General features: G+C 35.9%; 18 protein-coding genes. 14 read left to right on the top strand and 4 right to left on the bottom strand.

Going from position 1 to position 14,048, the window contains the following annotated elements; translation table 11 throughout:
- Positions 1-113 precede the first annotated feature (113 nt).
- The 7 genes from BCR21_RS05215 (at position 114) to BCR21_RS05185 (ending at position 5,161) form a co-directional block, all read left to right on the top strand.
- Complete coding sequence (locus BCR21_RS05215) at positions 114-854, top strand: MBL fold metallo-hydrolase (protein ID WP_069645422.1); 741 nt, start codon at positions 114-116, stop codon at positions 852-854.
- A gap of 13 nt (positions 855-867) precedes the next feature.
- Entirely contained in the window at positions 868-1,872 is a 1,005-nt protein-coding gene (locus BCR21_RS05210; protein WP_069645421.1) for a lipoate--protein ligase, read from the top strand.
- A 201-nt stretch (positions 1,873-2,073) separates the two neighbouring features.
- Complete coding sequence (locus BCR21_RS05205; protein ID WP_069645420.1) at positions 2,074-2,409, top strand: PadR family transcriptional regulator; 336 nt, start codon at positions 2,074-2,076, stop codon at positions 2,407-2,409.
- Entirely contained in the window at positions 2,399-2,761 is a 363-nt protein-coding gene (locus BCR21_RS05200; RefSeq protein WP_069645419.1) for a DUF1048 domain-containing protein, read from the top strand. The genes BCR21_RS05205 and BCR21_RS05200 overlap by 11 nt, the downstream gene beginning before the upstream one ends.
- An 87-nt stretch (positions 2,762-2,848) precedes the next feature.
- Positions 2,849-3,529: an O-methyltransferase gene (locus BCR21_RS05195; protein WP_069645418.1), complete on the top strand. Its 681-nt coding sequence runs from the start codon at positions 2,849-2,851 to the stop codon at positions 3,527-3,529.
- 76 nt (positions 3,530-3,605) lie between these two features.
- Entirely contained in the window at positions 3,606-4,232 is a 627-nt protein-coding gene (locus BCR21_RS05190) for an endonuclease III domain-containing protein (RefSeq protein WP_069645417.1), read from the top strand.
- Between the two features lie 83 nt (positions 4,233-4,315).
- Positions 4,316-5,161: an alpha/beta hydrolase gene (locus BCR21_RS05185; RefSeq protein ID WP_084013227.1), complete on the top strand. Its 846-nt coding sequence runs from the start codon at positions 4,316-4,318 to the stop codon at positions 5,159-5,161.
- Positions 5,162-5,262: 101 nt separating this feature from the next.
- On the opposite strand, the gene BCR21_RS05180 is transcribed toward BCR21_RS05185, so the two are convergent.
- Positions 5,263-5,955, bottom strand: a complete 693-nt coding sequence (locus BCR21_RS05180; RefSeq protein ID WP_069645416.1) for an aspartate/glutamate racemase family protein — start codon at positions 5,953-5,955, stop codon at positions 5,263-5,265.
- A gap of 299 nt (positions 5,956-6,254) precedes the next feature.
- Between BCR21_RS05180 and ahpC the strand changes: the two genes are divergently transcribed.
- A complete protein-coding gene (gene ahpC, locus BCR21_RS05175) occupies positions 6,255-6,818 on the top strand; it encodes an alkyl hydroperoxide reductase subunit C (protein ID WP_069645415.1) in 564 nt (187 codons plus the stop codon).
- A gap of 96 nt (positions 6,819-6,914) precedes the next feature.
- Positions 6,915-8,603, top strand: a complete 1,689-nt coding sequence (locus tag BCR21_RS05170; RefSeq protein WP_069645414.1) for an FAD-dependent oxidoreductase — start codon at positions 6,915-6,917, stop codon at positions 8,601-8,603.
- Positions 8,604-8,648: 45 nt separating this feature from the next.
- On the opposite strand, the gene BCR21_RS05165 is transcribed toward BCR21_RS05170, so the two are convergent.
- A complete protein-coding gene (locus BCR21_RS05165; protein WP_069645413.1) occupies positions 8,649-9,182 on the bottom strand; it encodes a 3'-5' exonuclease in 534 nt (177 codons plus the stop codon).
- 126 nt (positions 9,183-9,308) lie between these two features.
- A complete protein-coding gene (locus tag BCR21_RS05160) occupies positions 9,309-10,067 on the bottom strand; it encodes an exodeoxyribonuclease III (RefSeq protein WP_069645412.1) in 759 nt (252 codons plus the stop codon).
- Positions 10,068-10,240: 173 nt separating this feature from the next.
- On the opposite strand from BCR21_RS05160, the gene BCR21_RS05155 reads away from it, so the two are divergent.
- Positions 10,241-11,155 (top strand): Gfo/Idh/MocA family protein, encoded by a 915-nt coding sequence (locus tag BCR21_RS05155; protein WP_069645411.1) that lies wholly within the window; start codon positions 10,241-10,243, stop codon positions 11,153-11,155.
- Between the two features lie 71 nt (positions 11,156-11,226).
- A complete protein-coding gene (murB, locus tag BCR21_RS05150; protein WP_069645410.1) occupies positions 11,227-12,129 on the top strand; it encodes a UDP-N-acetylmuramate dehydrogenase in 903 nt (300 codons plus the stop codon).
- Positions 12,130-12,172: 43 nt separating this feature from the next.
- On the opposite strand, the gene cbpA is transcribed toward murB, so the two are convergent.
- Positions 12,173-12,817, bottom strand: a complete 645-nt coding sequence (gene cbpA, locus BCR21_RS05145) for a cyclic di-AMP binding protein CbpA (RefSeq protein WP_069645409.1) — start codon at positions 12,815-12,817, stop codon at positions 12,173-12,175.
- A 148-nt stretch (positions 12,818-12,965) separates the two neighbouring features.
- Between cbpA and rpmG the strand changes: the two genes are divergently transcribed.
- From rpmG to nusG, 3 genes are all read left to right on the top strand, one after another.
- Positions 12,966-13,118 (top strand): 50S ribosomal protein L33, encoded by a 153-nt coding sequence (gene rpmG / locus BCR21_RS05140; protein WP_010760564.1) that lies wholly within the window; start codon positions 12,966-12,968, stop codon positions 13,116-13,118.
- A gap of 17 nt (positions 13,119-13,135) precedes the next feature.
- The gene (secE, locus tag BCR21_RS05135; RefSeq protein ID WP_069645408.1) at positions 13,136-13,306 is read left to right on the top strand and encodes a preprotein translocase subunit SecE; all 171 of its coding nucleotides are present in this window, start codon (positions 13,136-13,138) and stop codon (positions 13,304-13,306) included.
- 173 nt (positions 13,307-13,479) lie between these two features.
- A complete protein-coding gene (nusG, locus tag BCR21_RS05130; protein WP_010760566.1) occupies positions 13,480-14,025 on the top strand; it encodes a transcription termination/antitermination protein NusG in 546 nt (181 codons plus the stop codon).
- Positions 14,026-14,048 lie beyond the last annotated feature (23 nt).

Raw genomic sequence — 14,048 nt, 5'->3', positions numbered from 1 at the left:
TAACTTAAATAGTTAATTTTTAGTTTTTTTTTGTTCAATCATACCTGTTTTCATCAACGATTTCATTTTTTATGTTACCATTAAGTGAAGACGAATCAAGGAGGTCGATAAAGTTGAAAATAACCGTTCTAGGCTGTTTAGGTGCCTATCCTTATAAAGGAGGAGGAACTAGTTCTTACCTTTTAGAATCAGATGGTTTTAAGCTATTGTTAGATGCTGGAAGCACAACCTTAGTCAATTTAGAAGAGCATCTTGACCCATTAACATTAGATGCAGTGATTTTGTCCCATTATCATTACGATCATATCGCAGATCTCGGCGTGCTGCAGTATTATCGCCAGCTATATCCAGTGATGGAACCAACACCTGTTTTGCCTATTTATGGCCATACAGATGATCCTATTCACTTTGAAGCCTTGAATATGCCAGGAGTGTCGAAAGCCGTTCCTTATTTTGAAGCAGAATCATTAAAATTAGGCCCATTTCTTGTGACATTTATGAAAACAATTCATCCAGTACCTTGTTACGCGATGCGTTTTGTCGAAGAAAAAACGGGGAAAGTGTTTGTTTTCACCGGGGATTCTGGTTACTTGGAAAGTTTTGTTGATTTTGCGAAAGATGCGGATGTCTTTTTGGCGGATACCTATTTATTTGAAGGAAATGAGAAGCATCATGCTCATTTTACCTCTAAAGAATCAGGAGAAATCGCAAAAGCAGCAGCCGTTAAACATCTGATCCTGACCCATTTGCCCCAACATGGCTCATTAGAAGAGCTGAAACAACAAGCAGAAAAAGCAGCTGGACATCAAGTATCCGTTAGTCTGGCAGAGAAAAATTTAGTTATCGAAATTTAAGGAGTGGTGAACTGTGATTTTTGTACCAAATGAAAATAACGACCCAAGAGTTAACTTAGCGATCGAGACGTATTTATTAAAAGAAAAACCATTAGATGAACCGATTCTATTATTCTATATCAATGACCCCTCAATTATAATTGGGCGTAACCAAAATACGATAGAAGAAATCAACAAAGAATATGTAGATGAACATGGCATCCATGTGGTTCGCCGATTAAGCGGTGGCGGTGCAGTGTATCATGATCACGGGAATTTGAATTTTAGTTTTATCATGCCAGATGATGGCAACTCTTTCCGTGATTTTGCTAAAGTAACACAACCAATCATTCAAGCCTTGCATGAACTAGGTGTTTCAGGTGCAGAATTAAAAGGTCGTAACGATTTAGTCATTGATGGAATGAAATTTTCTGGAAATGCGATGTATGCAACCGCTGGTAGAATGTTTGCTCATGGCACGTTGATGTTTGACAGTGATATTGATGAAGTTGTGAACACATTAAAAGTTCGCAAAGATAAGATCGAATCTAAGGGCATTAAATCCGTTCGTTCGCGAGTAACCAATATCAAACCATTTTTACCAGCAGATAAACAAGACATGACGACCGAAGAGTTCCGTCAAGATATTTTATTGAAAATCTTTGGTGTCGATTCTGTTGATCAAGTAAAAACATACGAACTAACGGATGAAGACTGGGTGAAAATAAACAAGATCTCAGATGAATATTATCGTAATTGGGATTGGAATTATGGTAAATCACCAGCCTTTAACTTAGAACGTCATCAACGCTTTCCGATTGGTTCCATCGATGCGCAAATGAATGTAGAAGATGGAGAAATCAAAGACATCAAAATCTTTGGTGATTTCTTTGGACTAGGTGAAATCAAAGATGTAGAAGAAATTTTGACTGGCACAAAATATGAAAAAACAGCGATTGAGGCAGCTGTTGATCAAATCGATATTAAAAAATATTTCGGTAATATTGAAAAAGACGATTTGGTAGGTTTGCTTTATTAAGTAGGAAAAAAGAACCTGTAGTAAAACTAGAAAATAGTTTACTACAGGTTCTTTTAATTCCATAATCAACTACTTAGTAAAACAAAGTAGTTGACATCCTCTCTACTAAGTTATACTATATACCTGTACTTAATAATACTAAGTAGGTAAAGAAAATAATATGATATCAAGTATCGTAAGAAAGAACAGGTGATGAAGAGTATGAACGGAACAACAGAAATGCTTAAGGGCGTTCTAGAAGGCGTTATTCTGGAAATTATCAAGCGACATGAAACGTATGGCTATGAAATAACCAATAATTTACAAGAATACGGATTTGAAGATATCGTTGAAGGAACGGTTTATACGATTCTCTTGCGTTTAGAAAAAAAGAATTTGGTCACCGTTACAAAGAAAAAATCCACTGTTGGGCCGATGCGTAAATTTTATTCCTTAAATGAAGCAGGACAAAAAGAACTCGCATTATTTTGGCAACGCTGGACTTTTATTTCAGGGCAAATCGAAAGATTAAAGGAGGAAAAAAAGAATGAAAAATAAAAATGTCATCAATTATTTTAAACAAGTTCATGCAGATAAGGTAGAATACAATAAACAAATGGCACGCTTAAAGGAGCTTCCTTCTGATTATCAAATTGTCTATAAAGAAGTTCAAAAATTTTTATGGGAATTTACCGCAGGTGATGGCATGGATATGCTTCCGCCGATGTTGGAATTATTAGACTTTTTTGAAGAAGGAGCTGCAAATAATATACCGGTCTTACAATTGGTTGGAGAAGATGTGGGTTCTTTTGCAGAAAATACACTACATGAAATGCAAGCTAAAACAAGAATTAATGAACTAAAAAGAAAAATGAACGAACGAATTTCTAAAAAAATCGGCAAAGAATAGATAAATTTAGTAGGAAAAAATTAAAATTATTTTTTTGACATCATATCCTTCTCTTCGTATAATAAAGAAGCGAAAAGGAGCGATAATATGCGAAACGAAATGATGCATCGACCAGTTGTAAAACAAGAACTTGTTGATTTTATGCGTAATAAACAAAAAAAAGTCCAAGGTGAACTTGGGGTAATCGAAGAAGAGGCGCACGCGGCAGGAGTACCGATCATACCTCATGAAACCGTTGTGTTTTTACAATTTTTCTTAGATCAAATCAAACCTAAAAATATTTTAGAAATTGGAACAGCAATTGGATTTTCTTCTAGTTTGATGGCGCAATACGTTGGAGAAGACGGACATGTCACGACCATCGATCGATTTGATGTCATGATCAGAAAAGCGAAAGTAACGTATGAACGTTTAGGATTGACGGACAAAGTAACATTGTTAGAAGGACAAGCTGCAGAAGTTTTACCCACGTTAACAGGTCCTTATGACTTTATATTTATGGATAGTGCGAAATCCAAATATATTGAATTTTTACCAGAATGTTTACGTTTATTACGTGTTGGCGGCGTGCTGATGGTAGACGATGTTTTCCAAGCAGGAACGATTTTAGACCCAATCGAGGAAATTCCACGTAGCCAAAGAACAATTCATAGAAAGTTGAATCAATTCTTAGATACAGTCATGACTCATCCAGATTTAACATCGACTTTATTGCCATTGGGTGATGGTGTGATCATGATCACAAAAGAAAGAGAAATAACTGAATAACGATGATAAGGCTTGGGTCAGGATTTAATTATTTTGATCTGAGTTTTTTTATGTGATAACAAAGGAGTAGATAAATATGAAATCAGATGAAGAGAAGCAACAAGTGTTAAACAACTTGGTCGCCCATTATGGTTTCCAATATTGGTGGGAAGATGAGAATCGTCTTTCAGATTGGGTATCGATGATTTTGATCCAGCAAACGACTGAAAAAAATGCTCATAAAGCATTAGGGAATTTGGCCCCTTATTTAACTGTAGAAAGACTTCAGAAAATCGAGTTGGAAACATTACAGGAACTGATTCGTCCAGCAGGATTTTTCACCCAAAAAAGTAACTATATCAAAGCATTGATCAATTGGTTTGTTTCTCATGGTAGTGATTTTGATAAATTCCGTGCATACTCAACTGAGGAACTTAGAAAAGAGCTGTTGACGATCAAAGGTGTCGGGTCAGAAACAGCAGATGCGATGCTTCTTTATATATTTGAACGAAATGTCTTTATCGCGGATCAATATGCGATTCGTTTATTTAATCGTTTAGGGTTTGGTCCATATAAGACCTATGAAGAAATGCGGAAAGATTTTATTCATTTGACAGAAACAATCCCACATGATTTATGTAAAGAATGGCATGCAGCAATTGATGTTCATGGTAAGCATTTTGGCAAAGATAAGAAGATGGATGAAACGTTTTTAATCTCCTAAACTAAATTGTTCTCTTTATTTTGTGTTTAATTTTCGTTTAAGTTTCAAGGCGTACACTTTCCCTATAAGAGGAGGGAAACGTCATGGATCATACTAAAAACATAAAAAGAAGAGTTCCTAAAATACTTTTGATTGTAGGTGTTGTTCTAATGCTCTTTCTTTTATTTCAAAAAAGCTTAACGGCATTTGCCGAAAAATTTACACCAACGAGTGAACCTGTGGAAATTCAAACGCCAACGATTTTTGTTCCAGGCACTAATGGAACGGTCAATCGATTCAATGGCTTGATTAAAACGTTAGATTCAAAAGCGGATGTGTTAAAAGTTACTGTAGCAACGGATGGAGCTGTTTCTTCTAAAGGTAAACTAACCAGTTCAACTGAACATCCTATCATTGTGATTGCATTTGAAGACAGTAGCAACAAAACATTGTCTGTTCAAGGAAAATGGTATCAACTAGCTCTAAGTTATATCCAAAAAAAATACTCATTTGAAACATATAACTACTTAGGTCATTCCAACGGCGGATTAGTGATCACATCGTATCTGGAAGAATTTCAGCAACATGATGATCCTAAATTAGCCAAATTGATAACACTAGGAACACCATACAACGATACGTCAAAAAAATATAATGACGCTGTGACATCATTTACACAACTAAAAGAAACTAGCGATCTGCTCAAAGGCTATTTAACGAATCTAGAAAATATCCCTGATACTATCGAGATGTTAAATATTGCTGGAGAAGTTGATGATACGGCATCAGACAATACGGTTCCGGTACAAAGTGTTTTTTCTGGAAGGTATATTTATCAGGATCAGGTGGCTGAGTATGATGAAGTGCTGATTCAAGGAGAAAATACGAGTCATAGTGAGCTAGTTGAAAATCAGAAAGTCGTTCAATTATTGAAAGATTTCTTTTGGTAAAATTAAACAGAGCCTGGACAAAGAAGTTGCTTCTGCTCCCACCGTCTATTCGAATTTAGAGCCCGAAACAAAACTGATGTTTAGTTTCGGGCTCTGTTTACTTATTTTTCCAAAGAAGTCAGTGCTGCTTGAACAGCATGGATTTTAGTGGTATCAAAAAGTGGAACAGTAGTATCGCTTTGAGCGATTAGCATACCAATCTCCGTACAACCTAAAATAACACCTTCGGCTCCTCGTTGACTTAGTTGATTGATCACCTCTAAATAAAATTGTTTGGAGATATCAGTTGTTTTTCCCAAACATAACTCTTCGTAGATGATTTTGCTGATTCGTTCACGATCTGATTGTTCTGGAATGATGACATCAATTTCATTGTCTTCAATGACTTGCTTGTAAAAGTGTTCCTCCATTGTAAATTTTGTTCCTAGTAAACCGACCTTTTTTATTTTATGATGTTTTAGTTCTGTGGCAGTCACTTTGGCAATATGGAGAATTGGAATGCTGATTTTTTGTTGAATGACTTCTGCAACTTTGTGCATGGTATTTGTGCAAATAACGATATAATCTGCACCTACTTTTTCTAAAGAAAGACAAGCTTCTGCTAAAAGTTCAGCACTTTTATCCCATTGATTTGAAAATTGATACCTTTCGATTTCTTGAAAATCAACGCTAAATAAAATACATTTTGCAGAATGCAATCCACCTAATTCAGCTTTGATAGTTTCATTGATCAATCTGTAGTAATCAGCGGAACTTTCCCAACTCATTCCGCCTAATAATCCGATGGTTTTCACTTTGATTTTACCTCCCTCAATAATTTTTATTAAGTATATCAAATAAAAAGAGAACTTGCTTATTTCTCATTATATTTATTACACAGTGTAATTTTAGTTAAAGGATCTTTAATTGAAAATATTTACTGTTATTGAGAATGGAAGAGCTATTTTCTCAAAGAAAAGACGAAAATGGCAAAAATAAAATAACTAAACTATAATAATTCTATTGACATAATAATTTTAAATTGATACGCTAAGAGGGTAGAAAAATGGAGTAGCTTTGCGGCTAACTTTTAAATTTTAGGAGGAATATGTATATGAATTTAATCAACACAAAACTATTAGACTTTGAATGTGACGCCTATCAAGATGGAGATTTTATCAAAGTTTCAACTGCTGACGTATTAGGTAAATGGAGTATTTTCTTCTTCTATCCAGCTGACTTTTCATTTGTTTGTCCAACAGAACTTGGCGACATGCAAGATCACTATGATCATTTAAAAGAGTTGAATTGTGAAGTTTACTCTGTATCTGAAGATAGCCACTTTGTGCATAAAGCATGGGCGGACGCGACAGATACGATCGGTAAAATCAAATACCCAATGTTAGCTGATCCAAATGGTAAAATTGCTCGTTTCTTTGGTGTTTTAAATGAAGATTTAGGTCAAGCATACCGTGGAACATTTATCGTTAGCCCAGAAGGCGAAATCAAATCATACGAAATCAATGATATGGGTATTGGCCGTAATGCTGATGAGTTAGTTCGTAAATTAGAAGCGTCTCAATTTGTAGCAGAACATGGCGATAAAGTTTGTCCAGCAAACTGGAAACCAGGCGAAGAAACAATTGCACCAAGTTTAGACTTAGTTGGTAAAATCTAAACCATTAAATAGATAACTGTAAGACTTCCTTTTTTAGGGGAGTCTTTCTTAAAATTTATAGATCAAAATAATGAGACGTACAAAAGGAGAACATACATGAGTCAAGAAATTTATGATTTGATCGTAATCGGCGGCGGATCAGCTGCTTTGTCAGCAGGGATATATGCAGGTCGTGCGATGTTAGATACATTGATCATCGAAAAAGACAAGATTGGCGGACAAGTAACAACAACATCTGAAATCGTGAACTATCCAGCAATCCGTGCAACAACTGGTCCTGAATTGATGGAAGATATGCGTTTACAAGCGCTGGATTTCGGGGTTGAATTTACAACGGATGAAATTATTGATGTTGATTTAAGCCAAACCGTCAAAACCGTCAAATCTGCTACAAAAACCTATCAAGCCTATGCTGTGATCATTGCAACGGGCGCGTCAGCACGTAAAATCGGTTTCCCAGGTGAAGTTGAATTTACAGGACGTGGGATTGCTTATTGTTCAACCTGTGATGGTGAATTCTTCCAAGGATTAGATATTTTCGTATTGGGTGGCGGATATGCGGCAGCCGAAGAAGCGGTTTATTTAACTCGTTATGGTAAATCAGTGACAATGATCATTCGTGAACCTGATTTTACTTGTGCGAAATTAACAGCAGAAGCAGCCAAACAACATCCTGATATCAAGATCGTCTACAATACCGAAGTCAAAGAAATCACTGGCGATGACTTTGTTCGTAAAGCTGTTTTTGTTAATAATGAAACAGGCGAAGAGACGACGTATGAAGCACCAACTGATAGTACTTTTGGGATGTTTGTTTTTGCAGGAAATAAACCAAGTACTGAGATTTTTGAAGGTAAAGTCGAATTAGATCGTGGCTACGTACCGACAAATGAAAATATGGAAACCAATGTTCCTGGTGTCTATGCAGCCGGAGATTTGCGGATCAAAGAATTACGTCAAATCGTTACCGCTGTTGCAGATGGCGCAATCGCTGCAACCAATGCACAAAAGTACATCACAGAAGAAAAAACAAAAGCTGGCTTGCCAATCGTCAATGAACGTATGGAAAAACGTTTAGCGAAACAGCATGCTGAAAATAAAGAAGTACAACCAAAAGTAGAAAAGAAACCTGTTAAAGCAACAAGTGGTAATAACACATGGTTCCCTGATGCAATGAGAGAGCAGCTAGGTGGTATTTTCGGTAAATTAACGAAGAATGTAACCTTATTACAAGTTATGGATAGTAGCGAAGAGAAATCACTCGAATTAAATTCTTTCTTAACAGAGTTTGCATCATTAAGTGATAAAATCCTGTTGGAAACCGTTCAAAAAGGTGCTGATTCTGATGTAGAAGCGAAATATGGCATTGATAAATTACCAAGTGTTGTTGTCTTAAATGACCAAGGTGAATACACAGGAATTAAATTTAGCGGTATTCCAAGCGGACATGAAGTCAACTCGATCGTGTTAGCTGTTTATAATGTAGGTAGCGCTGGACAGCCAATAGAAGAGCCAGTCGTTAATAAAATCAAAGAATTACCGAAGAAAAAAGTACAGATTTTCGTTTCATTGACTTGTCATTACTGCCCAGATGTTGTAGCAGCGTGTCAGCGAATTGCGTCGATCAATCATAATGTTGAAGCTGAAATGATCGATATCGGTGTTTTCCCAGAATTGAAAACAGAAAAGAAAATCATGAGCGTCCCAGCGATGATCATTGATGATAAGGCTATTGTTTTTGGTTCTAAAAATATGGATGAGATCGTTGAGATTTTAGAGAAATAAAAAAAGCCGAATCCACTGAACATTTTGTTCGTGATTCGGCTTTTTTTATTTTATCGTAACTAGTTTTTTCAGCGGTTCAACACCAAAATGTTTCTCTTGGTACAAAAGAATTTCAGCACAAGCGCGACTATCTTCTAGAGCATCATGGTGATTGTTTAACTGGATATTTAAATTATCACAAATCGTGTTCAACTTGTGATTCGGTAGTTCTGGGAATAGCTTACGACTAGTTTTCACCGTACATAATGAAAGATAATTCGGTTGATTAATACCATAATAATCCAAGCATCCAGCTAAAACACCACAATCAAAAGGGGCATTATGAGCAACCACTAAACTATTTGGTTTAAAACACGTTTGTATTTGTTTCCAAACATCAGGAAATTTAGGTGCATCGGCTACATCCTCTGGTTTGATTCCGTGGATTTGGATGTTTTTCCAGAAAAAATCCGTTTCCGGTTTAATTAAGGAATAGTACTCATCAACGATTTTATTATTTTCTACTTTTACTAGCGCGACAGAACAAGCGCTATGTTTAGCGTAACTAGCTGTTTCAAAGTCTATGGAATAAAAATTCATGTTCATTATCCCTTTCAGTTCAAAATTAATTCATACATGTAGTATAACAAAATGAGTGACGTATAGTAACCCTAATTTAAAAATATTAACAGAAACTAAATAAAAAACGAGAGAAGGAGCCTCTCGTTAAGCAATAGTCAAGTCAACCTCAACTGGACAGTGGTCACTTCCAGTAATGTCAGTATGAATCTTCGCACTAGTTAAAGCTTCTTTCAACCCATCAGAAACGACAAAATAATCGATTCTCCACCCAGCATTATTTTTCCGAGCATTAAAACGATAGCTCCACCAAGAATAAACGCCTTCTTGATCAGGATAGAAATAACGGTAAGTATCAATAAAACCACTATCTAATAACTCTGTGAACTTTTCGCGTTCTTCAGGTGTGAACCCAGCATTTTTCTGATTGGTTTTCCAGTTTTTCAAATCGATATTTTGATGGGCAACATTTAAATCGCCACAAAGAATTACTGGTTTTTCTTTACTCAATTCGTTTAAATACGCACGAAACGCATCTTCCCACGTCATACGGTAATCTAAACGTTTCAATTCATTTTGTGAATTTGGTGTATAACAAGTGATCATAAAGTAGTTAGGATATTCCAATGTGATCAGACGTCCTTCTTGATCATGTTCTTCAATATCCATACCATAACGAACGCTTAAAGCTTCTTCTTTAGCAAAAATAGCAGTGCCAGAGTAACCTTTTTTCTCAGCATAATTCCAGTATTGATGATAGCCAGGCAACTCCAAATCAATTTGACCTTCTTGTAATTTTGTTTCTTGTAAACAGAAAAAGTCTGCATCTAATTCGTTAAACACTTCCATAAAGTTCTTTTTAACAACAGCACGTATGCCGTTGACATTCCATGATATACATTTCATTTTATTCACCTCATTACCATTGTAACAAGAAAGTCAGTGATTTCAACTATGAAAGACTATACCGTATAAATAATTCTATTTTTTTACATCTAAATCAATTCCTGATATGCTAAACTTAAAGAAATAAGTGTATTAACTAGCTTGTTCAGCTTTTAAAATCAAGGAGGACTTTCATGAAAATTGGAATCATCGGCTTAGGAAATATCGCGCAAAAAGCGTATTTACCTGTATACTCTCAATTAAGAGATCAAGCAACGTTTATTTTAGCTACCAGAAATGAACAAACTCGAAAAGAAATCAGTGAAAAATATGGCTTCAAGGAAATGGTTGCTTCTACAGAAGAATTGATTGAAGCTGGAATATCGGCTTGTTTTGTCCACGCGGCAACTAAAGTTCATGGTCAACTTGTAAAACAATTATTAGAAGCTGGCATCCATGTTTTCGTCGACAAACCATTAAGCGAAAACTTAGCAGAAGTCAAAGAAATCCAAACCTTAGCTGCAGAAAAAAATCTTCTTTTAATGGTGGGCTTTAATCGCCGTTTTGCGCCATTTGTTGAAGAATTAAAAGCAGTTGAAAATAAAAATATGTTGCTGATTCAAAAAAATCGTATAGCATCCGAATCCACGGCTAATTTTGTGATCTACGATTTGTTTTTACATGTAGCTGACACGCTTGTTTATCTACTTGATGACGAAATTGGACATGTCCAAACCAAAATCATCGAGGAAAATAATCAATTAAAAAGAGCGCTGCTCCATGTAGAAACAGAAACCACAACAGCAATTGCCTCAATGAATCTCTATTCTGGGGCAAATACAGAAACCTATCAGCTGACAAGTCCAGAAGGAACATTAGTATTAGAAAATCTAACAGACTTAACCATCAAAAACCAGCTAGGAACGCAACAAAAAAACTTTGGCGATTGGTCAACAACGCTAGAAAAACGCGGATTCCAGCAAATGGTAGAGGAATTCATCAAAGCAGTTCAAACAAATGACGGAACGCGGTTAAAACAAGAAAAAGTTTTCACGAGTCATGAGCTATGTGCCCAAATGTTACAGAAGCACCAAGAACATATTTTATAGACTCAGACTAGAAAGTTTCTCTTTGGCATGCTAGAATAAATAGGATGTTTGAAAGAAAGGAACGACTTTCGATGAATAAAATTGAAATGATGAATGAATTAACGGATATAACGTTACTATTTGATGAACCTTTGATGAACTTTACCTTTACAAAAACGGGTGGACCTGTAGACGTTTTAGCTTTTCCAAAATCAAAAGTTGAAGTGGCTACTCTGGTCGAATATTGCAAAAATCATGAAATCCCTTGGCTTGTTTTAGGCAATGCCAGTAATTTAATTGTGCGAGATGGCGGTATTCGCGGAATGGTGATCATGTTGGAAAATATGAAGCAAATTTCTGTTTCTAAAAAACAAATCATTGTTGAAGCTGGTGCAAAATTGATTGATACGACATATGTTGCGTTAGATCATGATTTGACTGGTTTTGAATTTGCTTGTGGGATTCCAGGGAGTATCGGCGGAGCTGTTTATATGAATGCTGGGGCTTACGGCGGAGAAATCAAAGATGTTTTCACCAGTGTTGATGTGCTGTTGGAAGACGGAACGATTCAAACTTTTACAAATGAAGAAATGGATTTTTCTTATCGTCACAGTGCGATTCAAGATATGCACTGTATTGTGTTAGAAGCGACTTTTTCTTTAGAAGAAGGAGAAAATAGCATAATCAAGAGTCAAATGGCAGAATTGACTGAACTTAGAGAATCCAAACAACCATTAGAATATCCATCTTGCGGTAGCGTCTTTAAGCGTCCAGAAGGGCATTTTACAGGTAAGCTGATCCAAGATGCTGGATTGCAAGGTCTGAAATGGGGCGGCGCTCAAATTTCAGAAAAACACGCTGGTTTTATCGTAAATATCGATCAGGCGACAGCGACAGACTATGTCGAATTGATTGCACATATCCAACAAGTGATCAAAGAAAAATTTGATGTTGTATTGGAGACAGAAGTCCGGATTATTGGTGAAGAGCGTTAAAAAAAGAAGCCTTTTAATTTGAGGCTTCTTTTTTATTATTATTTTATTCAGCATTCGCTTGTAAATCTTCGATCTCAACGACTTTAAGATTCTTACGCTCTAAATTCTCAACAATCACTGCACAGGTTTCTTCAGTTGTTTCTGCAGGTAAAGTGATCAAGGTACGGCGGATAAATTCATCCTCACCGATATCCAGTGTAATACAGCTGGCGATGCTGCTATGTTTCGCAATGATTTTCGTCATAGCGGCCAGATCCCCTTGTTTCCCTGTCGTCGCAATTGTTAAAACATAACTACCTCGTTGAATATTCCAAGATTGAGCAAGGATATTCAATAACGTACTATGCGTTAAAATTCCATAGAAATGGTTATTCTCATCCAATACAGCAATGTAAGGTAATTCTTTGATCGTAAAGAAAACTTTAAAGAATGATGTGTTCACAAAAATAAATTTTGTCGCATTTTTTAATAAATAAGTCACTGGTAAACTCATGTCTCCACCGTTTGCTTTATGGCGGTAGATGTGCATTTTATAGATATTTCCTCTAAAAATCTTTTCCGATTCATCTAAGATCGGTACACAACGATACCCTGAATCTTCAAGGATTTTCAAAGCCTCTTCCAAAGTGCAAGATTCATTGACTGTTGTAAGATTTTTCTTTTTGATAACAACGGATTTTAATAACATATCTTGACCCCCCGTAGGTTAAATTCGTCTAACAAGCTAATGATAACATAATTTGAAAGAAAACCATAGTTTATTGAGTATCCATTGACATTTTGCTAAAAGAATGATAATGTTATTGAGTAAATTTGTGAATAGAGGAGGTTGAACAATGGCAACAAAAAAATCAGCACTTGCTTGTTCAGATTGTGGCTCCAGAAACTATTCTAAAGCCGTCAGTGAAGGAAAACGTGGAGAACGGTTAGAAATCAAAAAATTCTGTAAATACTGTCAAAAATACACGTTACATAAAGAGACGAAATAGATTTAGGAGGAGTTCAAATGAAATTTTTACGTAGTGTTAAAGATGAGATGAAACAAGTTTCTTGGCCATCTAAAAAACAATTACGCAAAGATACGTTGGTTGTTATCGAAACATCAATGATTTTTGCAGCATTATTCTTCGTAATGGATACAGCGATCCAAACCGTTTTTGGTTGGATTCTTAAGTAATTCAAACTAGTATTTCATTGCAAACAGTGCTATAATAACAAGCGAGGAAAAACTTCGGGGAACTGAGGTTTTTTTATTTTCACATGAAAAAAAGAAAATGAGTATCAAGGATTTACTTGCTACTCTTGATGTATTATTTTAACCAACTAATAAACTAAAGGGGCCAATCAAACATGGAATCATTTGAAAAAAATTGGTATGTATTGCATACATACTCAGGTTACGAAAACAAAGTAAAAGCAAACATTGAATCACGTGCACAAAGCATGGGCATGGGAGATTTCATTTTCCGTGTAGTCGTTCCAGAAGAAACAGAGACAGAAGTAAAAAACGGTAAGTCAAAAGAAATCGTTCATAAAACTTTCCCGGGTTATGTATTAGTAGAAATGACGATGACAGATGATTCTTGGTATGTAGTACGTAATACACCGGGTGTTACTGGATTTGTCGGTTCACATGGTGCCGGAAGCAAGCCAGCGCCATTATTACAAGAAGAAATCAATCACATTTTACGCTCAATTGGTATGAGCACACGTCAATCTGATTTAGATGTTGCACTCGGCGATACAGTTCGTATTATCGAAGGTGCATTCTCTGGTCTTGAAGGTGAAGTGACAGAAGTCGATGAAGAACGTCAAAAATTAAAAGTTAATATCGACATGTTTGGCCGTGAAACAAGTACAGAATTAGACTTTGAACAAGTAGATTCAATTCAATAAAAGTTGGAAGATGAGAGAGTGGA

The sequence above is a fragment of the Enterococcus ureasiticus genome (genome assembly GCF_001730285.1).
Classification (GTDB): Bacteria; Bacillota; Bacilli; order Lactobacillales; family Enterococcaceae; genus Enterococcus_L; species Enterococcus_L ureasiticus.
This window is presented reverse-complemented; position numbering and strand designations above follow the sequence as displayed.

Bases quoted from the DNA above. Each gene is read 5' to 3' on its own strand.
- BCR21_RS05205 (WP_069645420.1), top strand. From the start codon at position 2,074: ATGAACGGAACAACAGAAATGCTTAAGGGCGTTCTAGAAGGCGTTATT.
- BCR21_RS05200 (WP_069645419.1), top strand. From the start codon at position 2,399: ATGAAAAATAAAAATGTCATCAATTATTTTAAACAAGTTCATGCAGAT.
- BCR21_RS05195 (WP_069645418.1), top strand. From the start codon at position 2,849: ATGCGAAACGAAATGATGCATCGACCAGTTGTAAAACAAGAACTTGTT.
- BCR21_RS05190 (WP_069645417.1), top strand. From the start codon at position 3,606: ATGAAATCAGATGAAGAGAAGCAACAAGTGTTAAACAACTTGGTCGCC.
- BCR21_RS05185 (WP_084013227.1), top strand. From the start codon at position 4,316: ATGGATCATACTAAAAACATAAAAAGAAGAGTTCCTAAAATACTTTTG.
- ahpC (WP_069645415.1), top strand. From the start codon at position 6,255: ATGAATTTAATCAACACAAAACTATTAGACTTTGAATGTGACGCCTAT.
- BCR21_RS05170 (WP_069645414.1), top strand. From the start codon at position 6,915: ATGAGTCAAGAAATTTATGATTTGATCGTAATCGGCGGCGGATCAGCT.
- BCR21_RS05165 (WP_069645413.1), bottom strand. From the start codon at position 9,182: ATGAATTTTTATTCCATAGACTTTGAAACAGCTAGTTACGCTAAACAT.
- BCR21_RS05160 (WP_069645412.1), bottom strand. From the start codon at position 10,067: ATGAAATGTATATCATGGAATGTCAACGGCATACGTGCTGTTGTTAAA.
- BCR21_RS05155 (WP_069645411.1), top strand. From the start codon at position 10,241: ATGAAAATTGGAATCATCGGCTTAGGAAATATCGCGCAAAAAGCGTAT.
- murB (WP_069645410.1), top strand. From the start codon at position 11,227: ATGAATAAAATTGAAATGATGAATGAATTAACGGATATAACGTTACTA.
- cbpA (WP_069645409.1), bottom strand. From the start codon at position 12,817: ATGTTATTAAAATCCGTTGTTATCAAAAAGAAAAATCTTACAACAGTC.
- rpmG (WP_010760564.1), top strand. From the start codon at position 12,966: ATGGCAACAAAAAAATCAGCACTTGCTTGTTCAGATTGTGGCTCCAGA.
- secE (WP_069645408.1), top strand. From the start codon at position 13,136: ATGAAATTTTTACGTAGTGTTAAAGATGAGATGAAACAAGTTTCTTGG.
- nusG (WP_010760566.1), top strand. From the start codon at position 13,480: ATGGAATCATTTGAAAAAAATTGGTATGTATTGCATACATACTCAGGT.